The sequence below is a fragment of the Amycolatopsis sp. NPDC048633 genome, from assembly GCF_040650695.1.
Classification (GTDB): domain Bacteria; phylum Actinomycetota; class Actinomycetes; order Mycobacteriales; family Pseudonocardiaceae; genus Amycolatopsis.
Genome location: NZ_JBEZHS010000003.1, coordinates 399,299 through 413,859 on the forward strand (window position 1 = coordinate 399,299; position 14,561 = coordinate 413,859).

Sequence of the window (14,561 nt, forward strand, 5' to 3'; positions counted from 1 at the left end):
GGAAGAGGACCCATGCAATACGAACTCCGCTATCAGGTCATCGAGCCGAAGCGGCAGACCTACCAGAACGTGATCGACCGGCTGGGGGACCAGCCGGCCAGCCGTTACCTGGAAGCCACCCTCGACGTCCAGCCGAGGGAGAACTTTCACTACCGGCCCACCTGGGACCCGACCCGCGAGATCTACGACGCCGACTACAGCGCGCTGAAGCTGAGCGACCCCTACAGCTACACGGACCCGCGGCAGTTCTACTACACGCCGTACGTCACCAACCGCGCCGCGCTCCACGACGAGTTCAACAAGCAGCTGAGCTACCTCGAAGAGCGTGAGCTGCTCGCAAAGCTTCCGTCGGCGTGGCGCACGGTGCTGTCGTCGGTGGTCCTGCCGCTGCGGCACTTCGAATCGGGCGCGCAGATGGTGAGCGTCGGCGGGGCGCGGTTCGCCTATGGAACCTCGCTGGAGCAATGCTGCACTTTCGCCGCGTTCGACCGCATCGGCAACGCGCAGATGCTCTCGCGAGTCGGGATCGCCCTGGCGGCGGGAACCGGTGACCTGCTGCAGGTCGCCAAACGGGAGTGGCTGGAGAGCGATCCGCTGCAACCCCTGCGCCGGTTCACCGAAGAAGCGATGGCGACGGCGGACTGGGCCGAGGGATTGGTCGCGGTCGATCTCGTCGACTCGCTGGTCTACCCCGTGCTGTACCGGGAGCTCGACGAGGTCGCGCTCGCCGGTGGCGCCGGCGCGTACAGCCTGTTCACTCAGTACTTCCACGCCTGGTTCAAGGACCAGCGGAAGTGGCTCGACGCGCTGATCTCGGCGTGGGCGAGCGACGAGCAGCACGGCGAGGCGAACCGTGAGCACCTCGCCCGCATCGTGGCCACCTGGAACCCGCTCGCCCACGAAGCCGCCACCGAGCTGGCCCGTGTGGTGGACAACCAGCTGCCGGAGGCCGGCACCGTCGCCGCACTCGCCCGGACGACCACCACGGCCGAGCAGCGCTGGGCCCAGGTCACCGGAGGTGCGGCGTGAGCCAGACCCTGCGCCAAGTCGGCATCGACATCCAGGAGTCCGAGGAGAACCGGGCGCTCGTCGCGGCCATCCGAGCGGACAACCCGGAGCTGACCGTCCGGCACCTGCCGGGACTGGTCAAGATCCAGGCCGCCGGACAGATCGTCATCAACCGCGAGACCGTCGAGCGCGAGCTCGGCCGGGAATGGGAGACCGGCGAGTTCCAGCTGGCCATCGTGTCCTTCGCCGGGAACCTCTCGGAATGGGACGACGACCGGATCATCGTGAAGTGGGAGCACTAGGAAATGACTCAGACCGCACCGCGCCGCAAGCTGCCGCTCAAGGAACGCTACTCGCTGCTCACCCGTGATCTGGACTGGGAACCGAGCTACGTCACGAAGGAGGAGCTCTTCCCGCACACCAGCTACGAGGGCATCAAGGTCCACGACTGGGACGGCTGGGAAGACCCGTTCCGGCTCACGGTGGACGCCTACTACAAGTACCAGGCCGAAAAGGACAAGCGGCTCTACGCTGTGATGGACGGCTTCGCTCAGAGCCAGGGGCACCTGGGTCTGGCCGATGCCAGCTACCTCAACGCCATCCGGCTGTTCATCCAGGGGGTGACGCCGCTGGAGTACGCCGCGCACCGGCACTTCGCCTACCTCGCCCGATTCCTCGAGGGGCCGGCGCCGCGCTTCGCCGCGCTGTGCCAGAGCGTGGACGAGCTCCGGCACTGCCAGACGCAGATCCACACGATCAGCAGCTACAACAAGTACTACGGCGGTTTCCACAGTTGGTCGAAGATGCACGACCGGGTCTGGTACCTGTCGGTGCCCAAGTCGCTGTTCGACGACGCGATCACGGCGGGCCCCTTCGAGTTCCTCATCTCGATCTCCTTCAGCTTCGAGTACCTCCTCACCAATCTGCTCTTCGTCCCGTTCATGAGCGGTGCCAGCTTCAACGGCGACATGCCGACGATGTCGTTCGGTTTCTCGGCCCAGTCCGACGAAAGCCGGCACATGACGCTCGGCCTGGAGGCCATCAAGTTCCTGCTGGAGCAGGACGAAGGCAACGTGCCGATCATCCAGGAATGGATCGACAAGTGGTTCTGGCGGGCGTACCGGATGTCCGCGCTGGTCGCCGGGATGATGGACTACATGCTGCCGAAGCCGGTGATGAGCTGGAAGGAGGCGTTCGAGCTCTACTTCGAGGACCAGATGCTCGGTGGGCTCTTCCCGGACCTGGAGTTCTACGGCATCCGTCCGCCCAAGCACGTTCAGGACGCCATCGCCGAGAAGGACAAGCTCTCACACGAGGTCTACAAGGTCCTCCACAACTTCTCCTTCGCCGCGTCCTTCACCACGCAGGCGCCGAGTGAGTCCCACATGCGCTGGCTCTCCGAGCAGTACCCGGAAACCTTCGACCAGCACTACCGGCCGGTTTGGGAAAAACACCACCGGATCGAGGCCGGCGGCGGCCGGACGTTCTTCCAGGGCCTGCCGCAGCTGTGCCAGATTTGCCAGGTCCCGATGGCGTTCACGGAGAAGGACGACCCGGGGAAGATCTCCTTCCGCGTCAGCGAGTTCCGCGGTGAGAAGTTCCACACCTGCAGCGACGGGTGCCAGTGGATATTTGAGCGGGAGCCCGAGAAGTACGTGCAGGCATGGCTGCCGGTGCACCAGATTTACCAGGGCAACTGCGGTGGCCCATCGGTCCCGGAGGTTCTGGAGTGGTACGGGATCCAGGACGGCGACAACGGCGAGTACAAGGGCTCACCCGACCAGAAGTCGTGGGCAGATTGGCACAACGGCGGCGTGGAACAGGGAGTCTGATATGGCTGTGAAGGCGCTCTACGACTACGAGTTCCCCTCTGCCGACCGATCCGAGCTCTTCGGCGACGACCAACTCGTCTACGTGCACTGGGAAGGCAACCCGCTGTTCTGCTCGGCCGCCTGCTTCCGCGTTCCGAAGGCGACGCCCTTCCCGGAGTTCGTGCAGAACGTCGTCGGGCCGTGGGCCGCGTCGGATCCGGACTTCGAGCCGGAGGCCGTGCGCGACTGGCAGGTCGACGGGCAGCCGCTCGGTGAACCTGGCGACAAGTCGCTGTCCGAACTCGGCATCGGCCACAAGACGCTGCTGAAGTTCACCGCCTGAACGGAGACACTTCGTGACGACCCACACCATTCGCGTCGAACCGCTCGGCGTCGACGTCCCGTGCCGTGAGGACCAGACGGTGCTCGACGCCTGTCTACGAGAAGGAATCTGGCTACCGCACGCGTGCACTCACGGCACGTGCGGCACCTGCAAGGCCCAGATCCTCGACGGCGAAGTCGACCTCGGTGACGCCTCGCCCTATGCGTTGCTGGAGAGCGAACGGGACGAGGGTGCGGCCCTGATCTGCGTGGCCCAACCGCGCAGCGACGTGGTGGTCGAGGGCGAGGTCGACATGGACGAGGGTGTCGGTGTCCACCCGGTACGCGACTTTCGCGGCCGGGTGGACACCCTCGAGGAGGTCGCCCGCGACGTCCGGCGTCTGGTGCTCGTGCTCGATGAGCCGCTTTCGTTCAACCCCGGGCAGTACGTCCTGCTCAACGTGCCGGGTGGACACCAGCGGCCGTACTCGATCGCGAGCACCCCGACCGACGGCAACCGGATCGAGCTGCACCTGAAGCGATCGGAGAACGGAGTCGCCACCGAGCGGTGGGTGTTCTCGACCTTGAGTGCCGGCGACGAGGTCACGCTGTCCGGGCCGTACGGACGGTTCTCATTCCGGCCGATGCGCACGCAGCCGATCCTCCTCCTGGGTTCGGGCACTGGTCTCGCTCCACTCAAGTCGATGGTCAAGCACATCGCCGAGAACGGCGGCGAGCACCAGGTCACCCTCTACCACGGCGTGAGCACAAAAGCCGACCTCTACGACTGTGAGTTCTTCGAGGGCCTGGCCGCGAGCAACGACTGGTTCACCTACCGGCCAGCCCTGTCTCAGGAGGAGTGGGAAGGCAGGTCGGGGCGCGTCCCCGCGTTGCTCGCCGAGGACTATCCCCGGGCCGGCGGCCACGTCGCCTACATCTGCGGCAGCCCGGCCATGGTCCAGGACACGATGAAGGCCTTGATGAAGGCCCGGCTGTTCCCGCGGGACATCTACCGGGAGGACTTCTTCGACTCGGCCGACCGCGCCGCGGGCGCCAACGTCGTGCGCAGCCCCCTGATCCGGCGCTGATCCGGCAGCCAGAGAGGTAATCAGTGAAAGTCACCAGAGTCGAAGCCATCCCCTTCGCCATTCCCTATCGCAAACCGCTGCGGTTCGCGAGTGGCGAGGTGGACGCGGCCGAGCACATCCTCGTGCGAGTCCACACCGACACGGGACTGGTCGGCACGGCCGAGGCGCCACCGCGGCCCTTCACCTACGGGGAGACCCAGAGCTCGATCAAAGCGGTGATCGAAACGATCTTCGCTCCGCAGCTGACCGGGATTTCCCCGCTCGCGAGGGAGGCCGTGCACGCCAAGCTCGATCGCACGGTCGGCAATCCGGCCGCGAAGAGTGCGGTCGACATGGCCCTGTGGGACCTCATCGGACAGAGCCTCGGTGTATCGGTGACCGAGTTGCTCGGCGGCTACACCGATCGCATGCGCGTAAGCCACATGGTCGGGTTCGCACAGCCGGGGGAGATGGTCGACGAAGCGGAGCGGATCCGCGAGACGTACGGCGTAACGACGTTCAAGGTGAAGGTCGGGCGCCGGCCCTTCCAACTCGACGTCGACGTCTGCCGAGCGCTGCGTGCCGCGCTCGGAGACGGAGTCGAGCTCTACATCGACGGCAACCGCGGGTGGACGGCGTCCGAGTCCGCGGCCGCGCTCAGGGCGCTCGAAGACATCGGTCTGCTGTTCGCCGAAGAGCTGTGCCCCGCCGACGACGTGCTGGGCCGACGCTGGCTCGCGCGCCAGAGCCGAATCCCGCTCTACGCCGACGAAAGCGTCACCCGGCCCGGTGAGGTCACCCGCGAGCTCCTCGCGGAGGCCGCACACGGCATCAGCATCAAGACGGCCCGTACCGGGTTCACCTACTCGCAGCGAGTGCTCAGCCAGTGTGCCGGGCTCGGCGTCGAGGTCGTCATGGGCAACCAGATCGACGGCCAGATCGGCTCCCTGTGCGCCGCGGTGTTCGGTGCGGCGTTCGAGCTCTCCTCCCGGCGGGCGGGCGAGCTGTCGAACTTCCTGGACATGACCGACGACCTGCTCGCCGAGCCCTTGCGGATCGAGCACGGTGAGCTCCGCGTCCCCGAAGGTCATGGCCTCGGCATCCAGCTCGACGAGGCCAAGCTCGCCCACTACCGCCAGGACTGATTCCTGCCACCACGAAGAGAGGAAATGTCATGACCGAGGTTGCATCACCCACCGCCGCGGGCTCGGGCGCGTCGGCGACCAAGACCTTCCAGGAACGCGCGAAGGCCGGTGCCGCGACAGACCGGGCGCGCGTCAACGCCATCGCGTCCGACGCGCTCGCCGCCCTGCGGGATGTCATCCGGAAGCACGGGGTCACCTACGACGAGTACAACGCGTTCAAGGCGTGGATGATCCGAGTCGGCGCGGACGGCGAGTGGCCGCTGTTCCTCGATGTGTTCCTCGAGCACGAGGTGGAGGACGTGGCCAGCGCGAGCCGGGAGGGGACCGCGGGCAGCATCGAAGGCCCCTACTACGTCGAGGGTGCTCCCGAGTTCGGTTCGGCGGGCCCGCTGCCGATGCGTGCGGACGAGCCCGGTGTGCGGCTGAAGTTCTTCGGCCAGGTCCGCAGTGTCGGCGGTCAGCCGATCGCGGGTGCCGAGGTGGACTTCTGGCAGGCTGACGACGCTGGCCTGTACTCGCAGTTCGCCCCCGGCATCCCGGAATGGAACCTCCGCGGCCGGTTCAGCACCGACGCCGAGGGCAAATACGCCATCGACACCCTCCACCCGGCGCCCTACCAGATCCCGACGGACGGAGCGACCGGCGCGCTGATCTCCGCCGCCGGGTGGCACGCGTGGCGACCGGCCCACCTGCACGTCAAGGTTTCGGCGCCGGGCCACCAGCTGATCACCACACAGCTATACTTCAACGGTGGCGAGCACGTCAAGGACGACATCGCGTCCGCGGTCAAGGACGCGCTGATCCTGGACCCGACGCCGGCCGACGGTGGCGGCGAGCAGGTCCGCTACGACTTCGTCCTCGACCCCGCCTGAGGTCGGGATGCTGTTCGCCGTGCGGATGGCCGTCGACCTGCCGCTGGACCTCGATCCTCGCTTCCGAGAGGAGCTTCTCGCCACCGAGAAGGCCTACAGTCAGGAGCTGCAGCGCACTGGCCAGTGGGTACACCTGTGGCGGGTGGTCGGCGAGTACTCGAACCTCAGCGTGTTCGACGTCGAGGGCAACGCCGAGTTGCACGAGCTGCTGTGGAACCTTCCGTTGTTCAAGTACATGCGTATTGAAGTCACGCCGCTGGCTCCGCATCCGTCCGCCGTCTCGGACGGGCCGGGAGCGTGACTTCCGGTAGTGCGACGCGGCTGCCGGCATCCCGGCTGGCAGCCGCGTTCCCGGCAGGTCGCCCGATCGAGTGGTTCCCATGACGCCGGTCACTGCATAGTTGTCTTTGTGTCACTCTGGTGGGCGTCGTAATATTGACACCTGTTATCCAGGATCTTTAATATCCAGGTTCATGAAGATGAACCAGGGCGTGGAGTGGGCCGTGCACGTGCTCCTCTCGCTCGCCTGGGTCGAGGGCGGTGAACCCGTCCCCTCGGCGCGGCTGTCGGCCAGCTACGAACTGCCGCAGGCCTACCTGAACAAGCAACTGCAGACCCTGGTCAAAGCGGGGCTTCTCGAGTCACTCCCCGGCGCGCGCGGGGGTTTCCGGCTCGCGCGACCCGCCGAGAAGATCACCTTGATGGACGTGGTCACGGCGATCGAGGGACCGGAGCCGCTCTTCCAGTGCACGGAGATCCGCCGGCGCGGTATGGGGGTCGGCTGGGATGAGACCTCGTTCCGCCACCCCTGCGCGGTGAACGGGGCGATGCAGCGCGCTGAACTGGCGTGGCGCAGGTCTCTGGCCTCGCAGACCATCGCGGACGTGAAAGCCGAGGCGGAGCTTCACGCGCCGACGATCGCCGACGTGGCGCGCCGCGCGTACGCCCGCAGCTGATGGCTGCTCGAAAGGACAACCGATGACCGAACACGGCTCCGGGGTCGTACCCCGGATCAACGGCAAGGCCGTGGTGAAGGACCCGCCACTGGTCGCGAGGATCGACCGCCTGATGCTCGCCGTGGTCATCGTCCAGTTCGTCCTCGCGGGCCTGCACGGAGTCGCGCACCTCGGTGGATCAGTCGCGTCGGACATCGGGCAGCTGGTGTACGCGTCCGCTGTCATCGTGATGTCCCTGTACGGGAGCTACCGCCACTACCGGCATCCTGGCCGCGCGGGCGCCGTGCTCCTGGTCATCTCGATGGCCGGTGCGTTCATCTTCGGCGCCTACTTCCATTTCCTCGCCGACACCGAAGACAACATCCGGCACGTCCACTCCGCGACCGCGGGCAGCTGGGCGATGCCGTTCGACCTCACGGCCGTCCTGCTGGCGATCTTGGAGCTCTTCGGCACCGCGCTGGCCTACGCCGTCCTCCGCAGGAGGGTGCGGATCTCATGAGCTCGTTGACTACGCCGACGAAGGGCGACCCGCACGCACTGGAGGCCGCAGGTGCCGCCGCGAACTGGGTCGACCAGCGCTACCGGGTCTCGAAGGGGCTGCGGCACCAGTTCAACAAGGCGTTCCCGACGCACTGGTCGTTCCTGCTCGGCGAGATCGGGCTGTACGCATTCATCGTGCTGCTGCTGACGGGGATCTACCTGACCCTGTTCTTCGATCCCTCGATGGAGGAGGTCGTCTACCACGGCACGTTCACGAACATGCAGGGCCTGGAGATGTCGCGTGCGTTCCAGAGCACGCTGGACATCTCGTTCGAGGTCCGCGGTGGCCTGTTCATGCGCCAGCTGCACCACTGGTCCGCGCTCATCTTCGTCGCCGCCATGTCGGTCCACATGTGCCGCGTCTTCTTCACCGGCGCGTTCCGCCGTCCACGCGAGGGGACCTGGGCGATCGGCGCCACCCTGCTGATCCTCGGCATGTTCGAGGGCTTCTTCGGCTACTCGCTCCCGGACGACCTGCTGTCCGGCACCGGCATCCGCGCCACCCTTTCCGGGATCATCCTCTCGGTCCCGGTGATCGGCACGTGGATCCACTGGGGACTGTTCGGCGGCGAGTTTCCCGGCAACCAGATCATCCCGCGGCTCTACACGATCCACATCCTGATCCTGCCCGGCATCATGCTCGCGTTGATCGCGGCGCACCTGGGAATCGTCTGGTACCAGAAGCACACGCAGTTTCCCGGTGTGAAGCGCAAGGAAACGAATGTCGTCGGCATCCGCATCTTCCCCGCCTTCGCACTGAAGGCGGCTGCCTTCTTCGTGATCGTCACGGGCGTACTCGCTTTACTCGCCGGACTGTTCCAGATCAACCCCATCTGGAACCTCGGGCCGTACAATCCGTCGCAGGTGTCGGCCGGTTCGCAACCGGACTGGTACTTGGCTTGGGCGGACGGGTTGCTGCGAATCTGGCCCGCCTGGGAGGTCTACCTCGGGAACTACACGATCCCGGCCGTGTTCTTCCCCGGTGCCATCGGCATGCCGTTGTTGTTCACCCTGCTGCTGACCTATCCGTGGATCGAGCGGCGGCTCTCCAAGGACACCGCGCACCACAACATTCTGCAGCGGCCGCGCGACGCACCCGTGCGGACGTCACTCGGCATGATGGCGTTTGGGTTGTTCATGGTCGCCGAGCTATCCGGGTTCAACGACATCATCGCCGACCAGTTCGACATCTCGCTGAACGCGACGACGTGGGCGGGCCGGATCGGCATACTGGTCGTGCCACCGCTGATGTATTTCGTCACGTACCGGATCTGTATCGGCCTGCAGCGCGCGGACCGGGAGGTGCTGGACCACGGCGTCGAGACGGGCATCATCACACGTCTGCCTTCCGGCGGGTACCTTGAGATCCACCAGCCGCTGGGTGAGGTCGACGACCACGGTCATCCGATTCCGCTGGAGTACCAGGGCGCAACGGTGCCCAAGCGGATGAATCAGCTGGGCGCAGCCGGGCACGCCGTGCCAGGGTCGTTGCTGACGCCGGATCCTGTCGAAGAGACGGCGGCAGTCGAGCGAGCGCGCCGCAACGGTGAGCATTGACCGTATCGGACCTGGTTCGAAGGTAACGAGGGTATGGCGCTACACCGGCTGGGATCTGTCACCATCGGCGTCCCTAACGTCGACGAAACCACGGCGTACTACGAGGAATTCGGCCTCGTTCACCTCGGCGACCACCGCTTCGCCACCACGGACGGCGGCGAGCAGCTGCGGCTCGTCTACGCGCCTCGGCGCAAGGTCACCGAAATCGTCTTCGGCGCCGAGTACCAGGACGACATCGAGCGGGTGGCCCGCCAAGTCCTGGACATCGGTGTGGCCTGCGCGGTGAGCGACGGCCGCGTCGAAGCTGTGGAGCCGATCGCGGGCTTCCGCGCCGTGGTCCAGGTGATGTCGCCCCTCGTGCAGGTGCCGGCTCCGGCCGTCCTGTACAACGGGCCGGGCCGGGCCGACCGCGGAACCTCGCGGGCGCCGGGGGGCCTGCGGAACAAACGGGTGCGGCCGCGGAAACTCGGGCACTTGGTGATCGGTTCGACGGACCAGGCCGCCACTCAGAAGTTCTTCACCCATGGCATCGGCCTGAAGATCTCCGATGTCGTACCTTCGATCGCGGTCTTCATGCGGTGCTCGACCGACCACCACAACATCCTCGTCCAGCAGGCCCCGGTGAACTTCCTGCACCACACCTCCTGGCAGGTCGACGACGTGGACGAGGTCGGTCGCGGTGCGGCGGCGATGCTGGAGAAGGACCCGGGCCGGCACATCTGGGGACTCGGCCGCCACTTCGTCGGGTCGAACTTCTTCTGGTACTTGAAGGACCCAGCGGGCAACTTCTCCGAGTACTACTCGGACCTCGACTGCATCGTGGACGAATCATCGTGGGAGCCGGGGGTGTGGGAGGGCGCCAAGAGCCTTTACAGCTGGGGCCCACCGCCTCCGTCGTCATTCGTCATGCCGGAGGACCTCGCCGCGCACATGACCGGCGCGCACGGTCCCGGCTGACACCTCGAACTGCGCAGAGCGCGCTGAAGGTGCTGTCGGTGTGGACCGAGCCCGCGCCGAATGGCTCCAGCGGCTCGGTCTGCTCGCGTGGGGTGTACTGGTCAGGCCATCTCGATCGGCTGGGCTTCTCGTTTCGCGGTGCGAAGCCGGTCGAGGCTGAGCGCGAAGGTGCGTACGGGTGCGAGGGCGAGCAGGGCGGCCGCGGCGCAGGCAGGGAAGACCGAGGCGCTCAGCGGTGCTTCCCAGTCGACGAAGATGCCCATCGACAGCGCGAACACGAGCAGAAGTCCAGTCGCGGCCCAAGCCGACCACCGCATGGCCACGCCGGCCAGCAAGCTCAAGCCCAGGACCAGCTCCACGGCCGTCGCGACCCACGCGGTGAGTTGGACCACCCCGATGGGCAAGTAAGGCGCGAGTTTCTGCGTGTATTCGATGAAGGATGCGAAGTCTCCCCAGGTGACCGATCCGGTGTCGGCCGGCCCCCAGACGCCCAGCCGGTCGGCCACGGCCGACAGGAATCCCGGAGACAGGGTCATGCGGGCGAAGACGGTGGCAGCGGTCCAAACCGGCTGGCGGTGCGGAGCGTGCTCCAGCTGGCGATGCGCTTGGTGCAACCAGGACATCAGGACTCCTTGTCCGGCGAGAAGCCGTGCGCTGCGGGCGGTCGGGCGGCATGACGAGCGCGATGCAGCCATGGATGAGCGAGGCGGTGCAGCAGGGGATTGACCAGGTACGTCATCGTCGGGACCACGAGGGCGATCACCAGCAGCGTCCGTTCCGGCAGCATGAGCTGCGGCAGCCAGGCCGAGCTGACCCAGGAAGCCAGCATCACAAGCGGGTAGAGCCCGATGAACGACAACACGGCCAGCTGCCATTTCGCGGGCTTGTCATCGGGATGGTGAACGTGCGCCGATATCCGAGCGCCGCTCGTGGTGGAAGTAGTCATGGTTCTCCCTCATGTTCGAGGTCGACATTAAGAGTGGAAAGGTCCACAAGGGAAAGACCGAACGCAAAGGATTCAGTAGCGTGTGGTTATGAATCTCGAGGCGCGGCACCTTCGGTACGTGGTGGCGGTGGCCGACACGCTCAACTTCTCCCGCGCAGCGGAACAGTTGCACATGTCACAGCCGTCGTTGTCCGCGCGAATCAAAGCGATCGAGCGGCACCTTGACGTCGCCCTGTTCCAACGGACGACCCGATCGGTGTCTTGCACGGAGGCGGGTGCACGCTTCGCCGAGCGCGCACGGGAGATCCTGCGCCTGATGGGCGACGCTGAGCGGGAGTGTCGGCAATCTGCACACGGCAGGGTGCTGCGGATCGGGTTCTACGGGGTGGCTGCGGGGGAGCTGACCGCGGCCATCGTCGACCGGTTCCGCACCCGGAACCCAGGTGTGGACGTCGAGTTGCGCCGGCATGGCTGGGAAGATCCTTCAGCGGGTTTGCAGAGCCGGAACGTCCAGCTCGCTTTCGTCCGCCCGCCGTTCCGTTCGCGCGGCTTGCGGCTCCTGCCCTTGCTCTCAGAGTCGCGCGTGGCAGGACTTCCCTCGGAACACCCGCTTGCCGGCCGCGAAAGCATCGACGTGGCTGAACTGCTCGACGAGGCTGTCGTCGTCCGACGCACCGCCGATCCCGTGTGGGCCGAGTTCTGGTACGCGGGCACCGTGCGCGGCGACCGGCCCGCGCCACGCCTCATCGAGGTCGGCGACGTCGACGAGGAACTGCTCGCGGTGGCGGCGGGCCGGGCGATCACCCTGACGACCGCCGCGGCCGTCGTCTACTTCCCGCGACCGGGAGTGGAGTACGTCCCGCTGACCGGCCTGCCGCCCAGCCGGGTGGCTCTGGCCTGGCACTCGGACGAGACCGACCCCGCGTGCCTCGCGTTCATCGACGCCGCGCGCCACGTCGCAGCGCAGCATCGCGCGCGCGAACGCTGACCAGGAGGTTGCCGTTCTCGACGTGCGAGTGTCAGGAGCTACCTACCTGTTGGCGGTGCCTGGCCGATCGTCGCGTGGGTTCAGGGCCGCGCTGAAGAGGCGCAGTCGCAGAGCGTCTGGCTTGTGTGGATTGAACAGCTCCGGGACGGGGCGTCCGGCGATGTTCAGCTCGTCCACGAGATCCGGGCCGTCGCCGGTCCAGCCGTGGGCCCTGAGCCACTCGGACGGCGGCCAGAGCTCCGGTCCTCCCTGGTCGGACGAGACGAAGACGGTCGCGACCGCGCGGTCGCTGTCGTCGGAGATCGGGATGTCGGTCAGACGGGTGCGACGGGTGAGGTACTCGCCCGCCAGTGAGCTGCCAGGGGCGGAGAGCTTGCCGATCTCGTCGAGGAACCGGTCGGTCTCCGCCGGCTGAAAGTACATCAGGAGGCCCTCGGCCAGCCAGGTTGTCGGGGTCTTCGGGGCGAAACCGGCCGCCAGCAGCTCGCGGGGCCAGTCGTCGCGCAGATCGGTCTCGACCGGGACCCGCCGGATCGCGGCTTCTGCGCCGACGTCGGCCAGCACCTTGTCCTTGAAGGTCAGAACCCCGGGCGTGTCGACCTCGTAGACGACAGTGTCGACAGGGAGCGAAAGGCGGAACGCCCTCGTGTCGAGTCCGGCGCCGAGCAGGACGATCTGTCGGCAGTCCGCCGTCACCCGGTCGAGGAGGTAGCTGTCGTAGAAGCCCGTGCGGGCCGAGAACAGGCTGTAGAGCCCGTTCCAGAGGTGCGATGAGTCGTCTTCCCGAGCCGGACCGAGCCGGGGGAGGGATCTGCCTTCCGCGTTGACGCCCAGGGCGCGCACGACGAACTCCTCGGCCAGCGGATCAGCGAACAGCCGATCGGTGCGGCGGGTCTCCTGCGCGCGAGCGTAAGCGGCGAACAGCGCGGTGAGCCCCACGCCTTCGGGAAGCTGCAGTCCATTCATGACGTCATCCTGAGCCGCCTCGACGGTGAGTGACAATGCACAGTGACAATGACGACAGGCAACGTATGAAATTCTCCCCGGCAATTCTTCGAAGCCGCGACGGCGACGCAAATCCGGTGCTCGGTTGTGGGATGGCAGCCCAATCGGGCCTCATTCACCGGTGGGCTGCGGGGCCTCCGTCGACCGGGCCAGCCAGTGGTCCGCGGGATCGATCGTTCGGGCGATGCGCTGGCCGATCGCGGCGAGCTGCTGCACCTGGGCCTTGGTGAGGGGGTCGAAGACGAGCCGTCGGACCTCGCGGACGTGACCGGGAGCGGCGCCGATGACGATCGCCTGGCCTGCGTCGGTGAGCACGGCCAGTGTGTACCGGCCGTTGGTGGGGTCGGGTGTCCGGCGCAGCCACCCGCGGCTCTCCAAGCGGGCCGCCACCTGGGACAGACGGGGAAGGCTGCCGGAAGAGAGGGACGCGAGGTCGCTCATGCGCATCGTCCGGTCGGGAGCGTCCGACAGCGTGGCAAGCACCACGTAGTCGAAATGGTTGATCCCGGAGTCGCGCCGGAGCTGGGTGTCCAGAGCCGAGTCGAGCCGGGAGACAAGGCTGGCGAGGGCGAACCAAGCTCGTCGTTCCTCCGCGGTGAGCCAGCGAATTTCTTCGCCGTCGTCTCGACTTTCCGGTGTCGTCGATGCCTTCGTCATGGCGGGAATCTTAGCGCATGTGAGTTAAAGCGTGAACTGAGACACGGTTCTGATGACTTGCAACTTTAAGTCATGCCTCCGTATTCTGACTTAAAGTTGCAAGTCAAGGAGGCTGTCATGAAGATGTTGGTGCTCGGCGCCACCGGCGCGACCGGCGCTCTGCTCGTCGACCAGGCGCTCGCCGCCGGCCACCGCGTCCGGGTGCTGGTGCGTTCGCCCGAGAAGCTGTCGCTCACGCATCCGGACCTGGAGGTCGTGACGGGGCAGGCGACGGATCCCCATGACGTCGGGAACGCGATGGCGGGGATGGACGTGGTGATCAGCACGCTGGGTGCGGCGAAAGGCAGCGTCATGACGGACGCTACCCGCGCCATCATCGCCGGAGCCGATCAGAGCGGCGTGCGCCGCGTCGTGGTGCTGTCGTCGTTCGCGGTGCTCCGCGCGCGGTTGAGCGGTGTGGCGAAGCTCGTCTCGGCACTGAGCATGGGCGAGATGCTGCGGGACAAGGCGACCGCTGAGGAGCTGCTGCGAGCTTCCGAGCTCGATTGGACGGTCGTGCACGCGGTCCGGCTGACGAACGGGCGCGCCGCCGGCCGGACCAGCGTGGTTCCCGCGTCGGCCACGCTCCGCCTGCGGACCTCGGTCACGCGCTCCGACGTCGCTGAGCGGCTGCTCTCGTCGGTTTCGGACGCGGGCTGGTTCCGTCACGCGCTCGTCGTCGCCGGCTGATT

The 14,561-nt window shown here is 66.7% G+C and carries 18 protein-coding genes; 14 read left to right on the forward strand and 4 right to left on the reverse strand.

Annotated features, from left to right (window positions below; translation table 11 throughout):
• Positions 1-12: 12 nt before the first annotated feature.
• The 12 genes from AB0C38_RS10535 to AB0C38_RS10590 all read left to right on the forward strand — a co-directional run bounded on the left by AB0C38_RS10535 (position 13) and on the right by AB0C38_RS10590 (position 10,234).
• Positions 13-1,029 carry a phenol 2-monooxygenase gene (locus AB0C38_RS10535; RefSeq protein ID WP_360669791.1) on the forward strand — a complete coding sequence of 339 codons (1,017 nt, stop codon included), beginning with the start codon at positions 13-15 and terminating at the stop codon, positions 1,027-1,029.
• Positions 1,026-1,310 carry an MmoB/DmpM family protein gene (locus AB0C38_RS10540; protein ID WP_360669794.1) on the forward strand — a complete coding sequence of 95 codons (285 nt, stop codon included), beginning with the start codon at positions 1,026-1,028 and terminating at the stop codon, positions 1,308-1,310. Before AB0C38_RS10535 ends, AB0C38_RS10540 begins: the two co-directional genes overlap by 4 nt.
• Positions 1,311-1,313: 3 nt before the next feature.
• A complete protein-coding gene (locus tag AB0C38_RS10545) occupies positions 1,314-2,840 on the forward strand; it encodes a YHS domain-containing protein (RefSeq protein ID WP_360669797.1) in 1,527 nt (508 codons plus the stop codon).
• 1 nt (position 2,841) lies between these two features.
• Positions 2,842-3,162 (forward strand): phenol hydroxylase subunit P4, encoded by a 321-nt coding sequence (locus AB0C38_RS10550; protein ID WP_360669800.1) that lies wholly within the window; start codon positions 2,842-2,844, stop codon positions 3,160-3,162.
• A gap of 13 nt (positions 3,163-3,175) precedes the next feature.
• The gene (locus tag AB0C38_RS10555; RefSeq protein WP_360669803.1) at positions 3,176-4,228 is read left to right on the forward strand and encodes a 2Fe-2S iron-sulfur cluster-binding protein; all 1,053 of its coding nucleotides are present in this window, start codon (positions 3,176-3,178) and stop codon (positions 4,226-4,228) included.
• Between the two features lie 23 nt (positions 4,229-4,251).
• Positions 4,252-5,352 carry an enolase C-terminal domain-like protein gene (locus AB0C38_RS10560; protein WP_360669806.1) on the forward strand — a complete coding sequence of 367 codons (1,101 nt, stop codon included), beginning with the start codon at positions 4,252-4,254 and terminating at the stop codon, positions 5,350-5,352.
• A gap of 29 nt (positions 5,353-5,381) precedes the next feature.
• A complete protein-coding gene (catA, locus tag AB0C38_RS10565) occupies positions 5,382-6,224 on the forward strand; it encodes a catechol 1,2-dioxygenase (protein WP_360669809.1) in 843 nt (280 codons plus the stop codon).
• 7 nt (positions 6,225-6,231) lie between these two features.
• Complete coding sequence (catC, locus tag AB0C38_RS10570) at positions 6,232-6,525, forward strand: muconolactone Delta-isomerase (protein WP_360669812.1); 294 nt, start codon at positions 6,232-6,234, stop codon at positions 6,523-6,525.
• Positions 6,526-6,697: 172 nt separating this feature from the next.
• Complete coding sequence (locus AB0C38_RS10575; protein ID WP_360669815.1) at positions 6,698-7,180, forward strand: Rrf2 family transcriptional regulator; 483 nt, start codon at positions 6,698-6,700, stop codon at positions 7,178-7,180.
• Positions 7,181-7,202: 22 nt separating this feature from the next.
• Positions 7,203-7,679, forward strand: coding sequence for a hypothetical protein (locus AB0C38_RS10580; protein WP_360669818.1), 477 nt, complete (start codon positions 7,203-7,205; stop codon positions 7,677-7,679).
• The gene (locus AB0C38_RS10585; RefSeq protein ID WP_360669821.1) at positions 7,676-9,277 is read left to right on the forward strand and encodes a cytochrome bc complex cytochrome b subunit; all 1,602 of its coding nucleotides are present in this window, start codon (positions 7,676-7,678) and stop codon (positions 9,275-9,277) included. Before AB0C38_RS10580 ends, AB0C38_RS10585 begins: the two co-directional genes overlap by 4 nt.
• A 33-nt stretch (positions 9,278-9,310) precedes the next feature.
• Positions 9,311-10,234 (forward strand): VOC family protein, encoded by a 924-nt coding sequence (locus AB0C38_RS10590; RefSeq protein ID WP_360669824.1) that lies wholly within the window; start codon positions 9,311-9,313, stop codon positions 10,232-10,234.
• A 101-nt stretch (positions 10,235-10,335) separates the two neighbouring features.
• Here the strand turns inward: AB0C38_RS10590 and AB0C38_RS10595 are convergent, their stop codons facing one another.
• The gene (locus AB0C38_RS10595; RefSeq protein WP_360669827.1) at positions 10,336-10,857 is read right to left on the reverse strand and encodes a DoxX family protein; all 522 of its coding nucleotides are present in this window, start codon (positions 10,855-10,857) and stop codon (positions 10,336-10,338) included.
• Entirely contained in the window at positions 10,857-11,180 is a 324-nt protein-coding gene (locus AB0C38_RS10600; RefSeq protein WP_360669830.1) for a hypothetical protein, read from the reverse strand. The genes AB0C38_RS10595 and AB0C38_RS10600 overlap by 1 nt, the downstream gene beginning before the upstream one ends.
• Before the next feature lie 88 nt (positions 11,181-11,268).
• On the opposite strand from AB0C38_RS10600, the gene AB0C38_RS10605 reads away from it, so the two are divergent.
• A complete protein-coding gene (locus tag AB0C38_RS10605) occupies positions 11,269-12,168 on the forward strand; it encodes a LysR substrate-binding domain-containing protein (RefSeq protein ID WP_360669833.1) in 900 nt (299 codons plus the stop codon).
• 42 nt (positions 12,169-12,210) lie between these two features.
• Here the strand turns inward: AB0C38_RS10605 and AB0C38_RS10610 are convergent, their stop codons facing one another.
• On the reverse strand, positions 12,211-13,170 hold the full coding sequence (locus AB0C38_RS10610) for an SAM-dependent methyltransferase (protein WP_360669836.1): 960 nt from the start codon (positions 13,168-13,170) through the stop codon (positions 12,211-12,213).
• 114 nt (positions 13,171-13,284) lie between these two features.
• Positions 13,285-13,830: a MarR family transcriptional regulator gene (locus tag AB0C38_RS10615; protein ID WP_360669839.1), complete on the reverse strand. Its 546-nt coding sequence runs from the start codon at positions 13,828-13,830 to the stop codon at positions 13,285-13,287.
• A 117-nt stretch (positions 13,831-13,947) separates the two neighbouring features.
• On the opposite strand from AB0C38_RS10615, the gene AB0C38_RS10620 reads away from it, so the two are divergent.
• Positions 13,948-14,559, forward strand: coding sequence for an NAD(P)-binding oxidoreductase (locus AB0C38_RS10620; protein ID WP_360669842.1), 612 nt, complete (start codon positions 13,948-13,950; stop codon positions 14,557-14,559).
• The last annotated feature ends 2 nt before the right edge of the window (positions 14,560-14,561 follow it).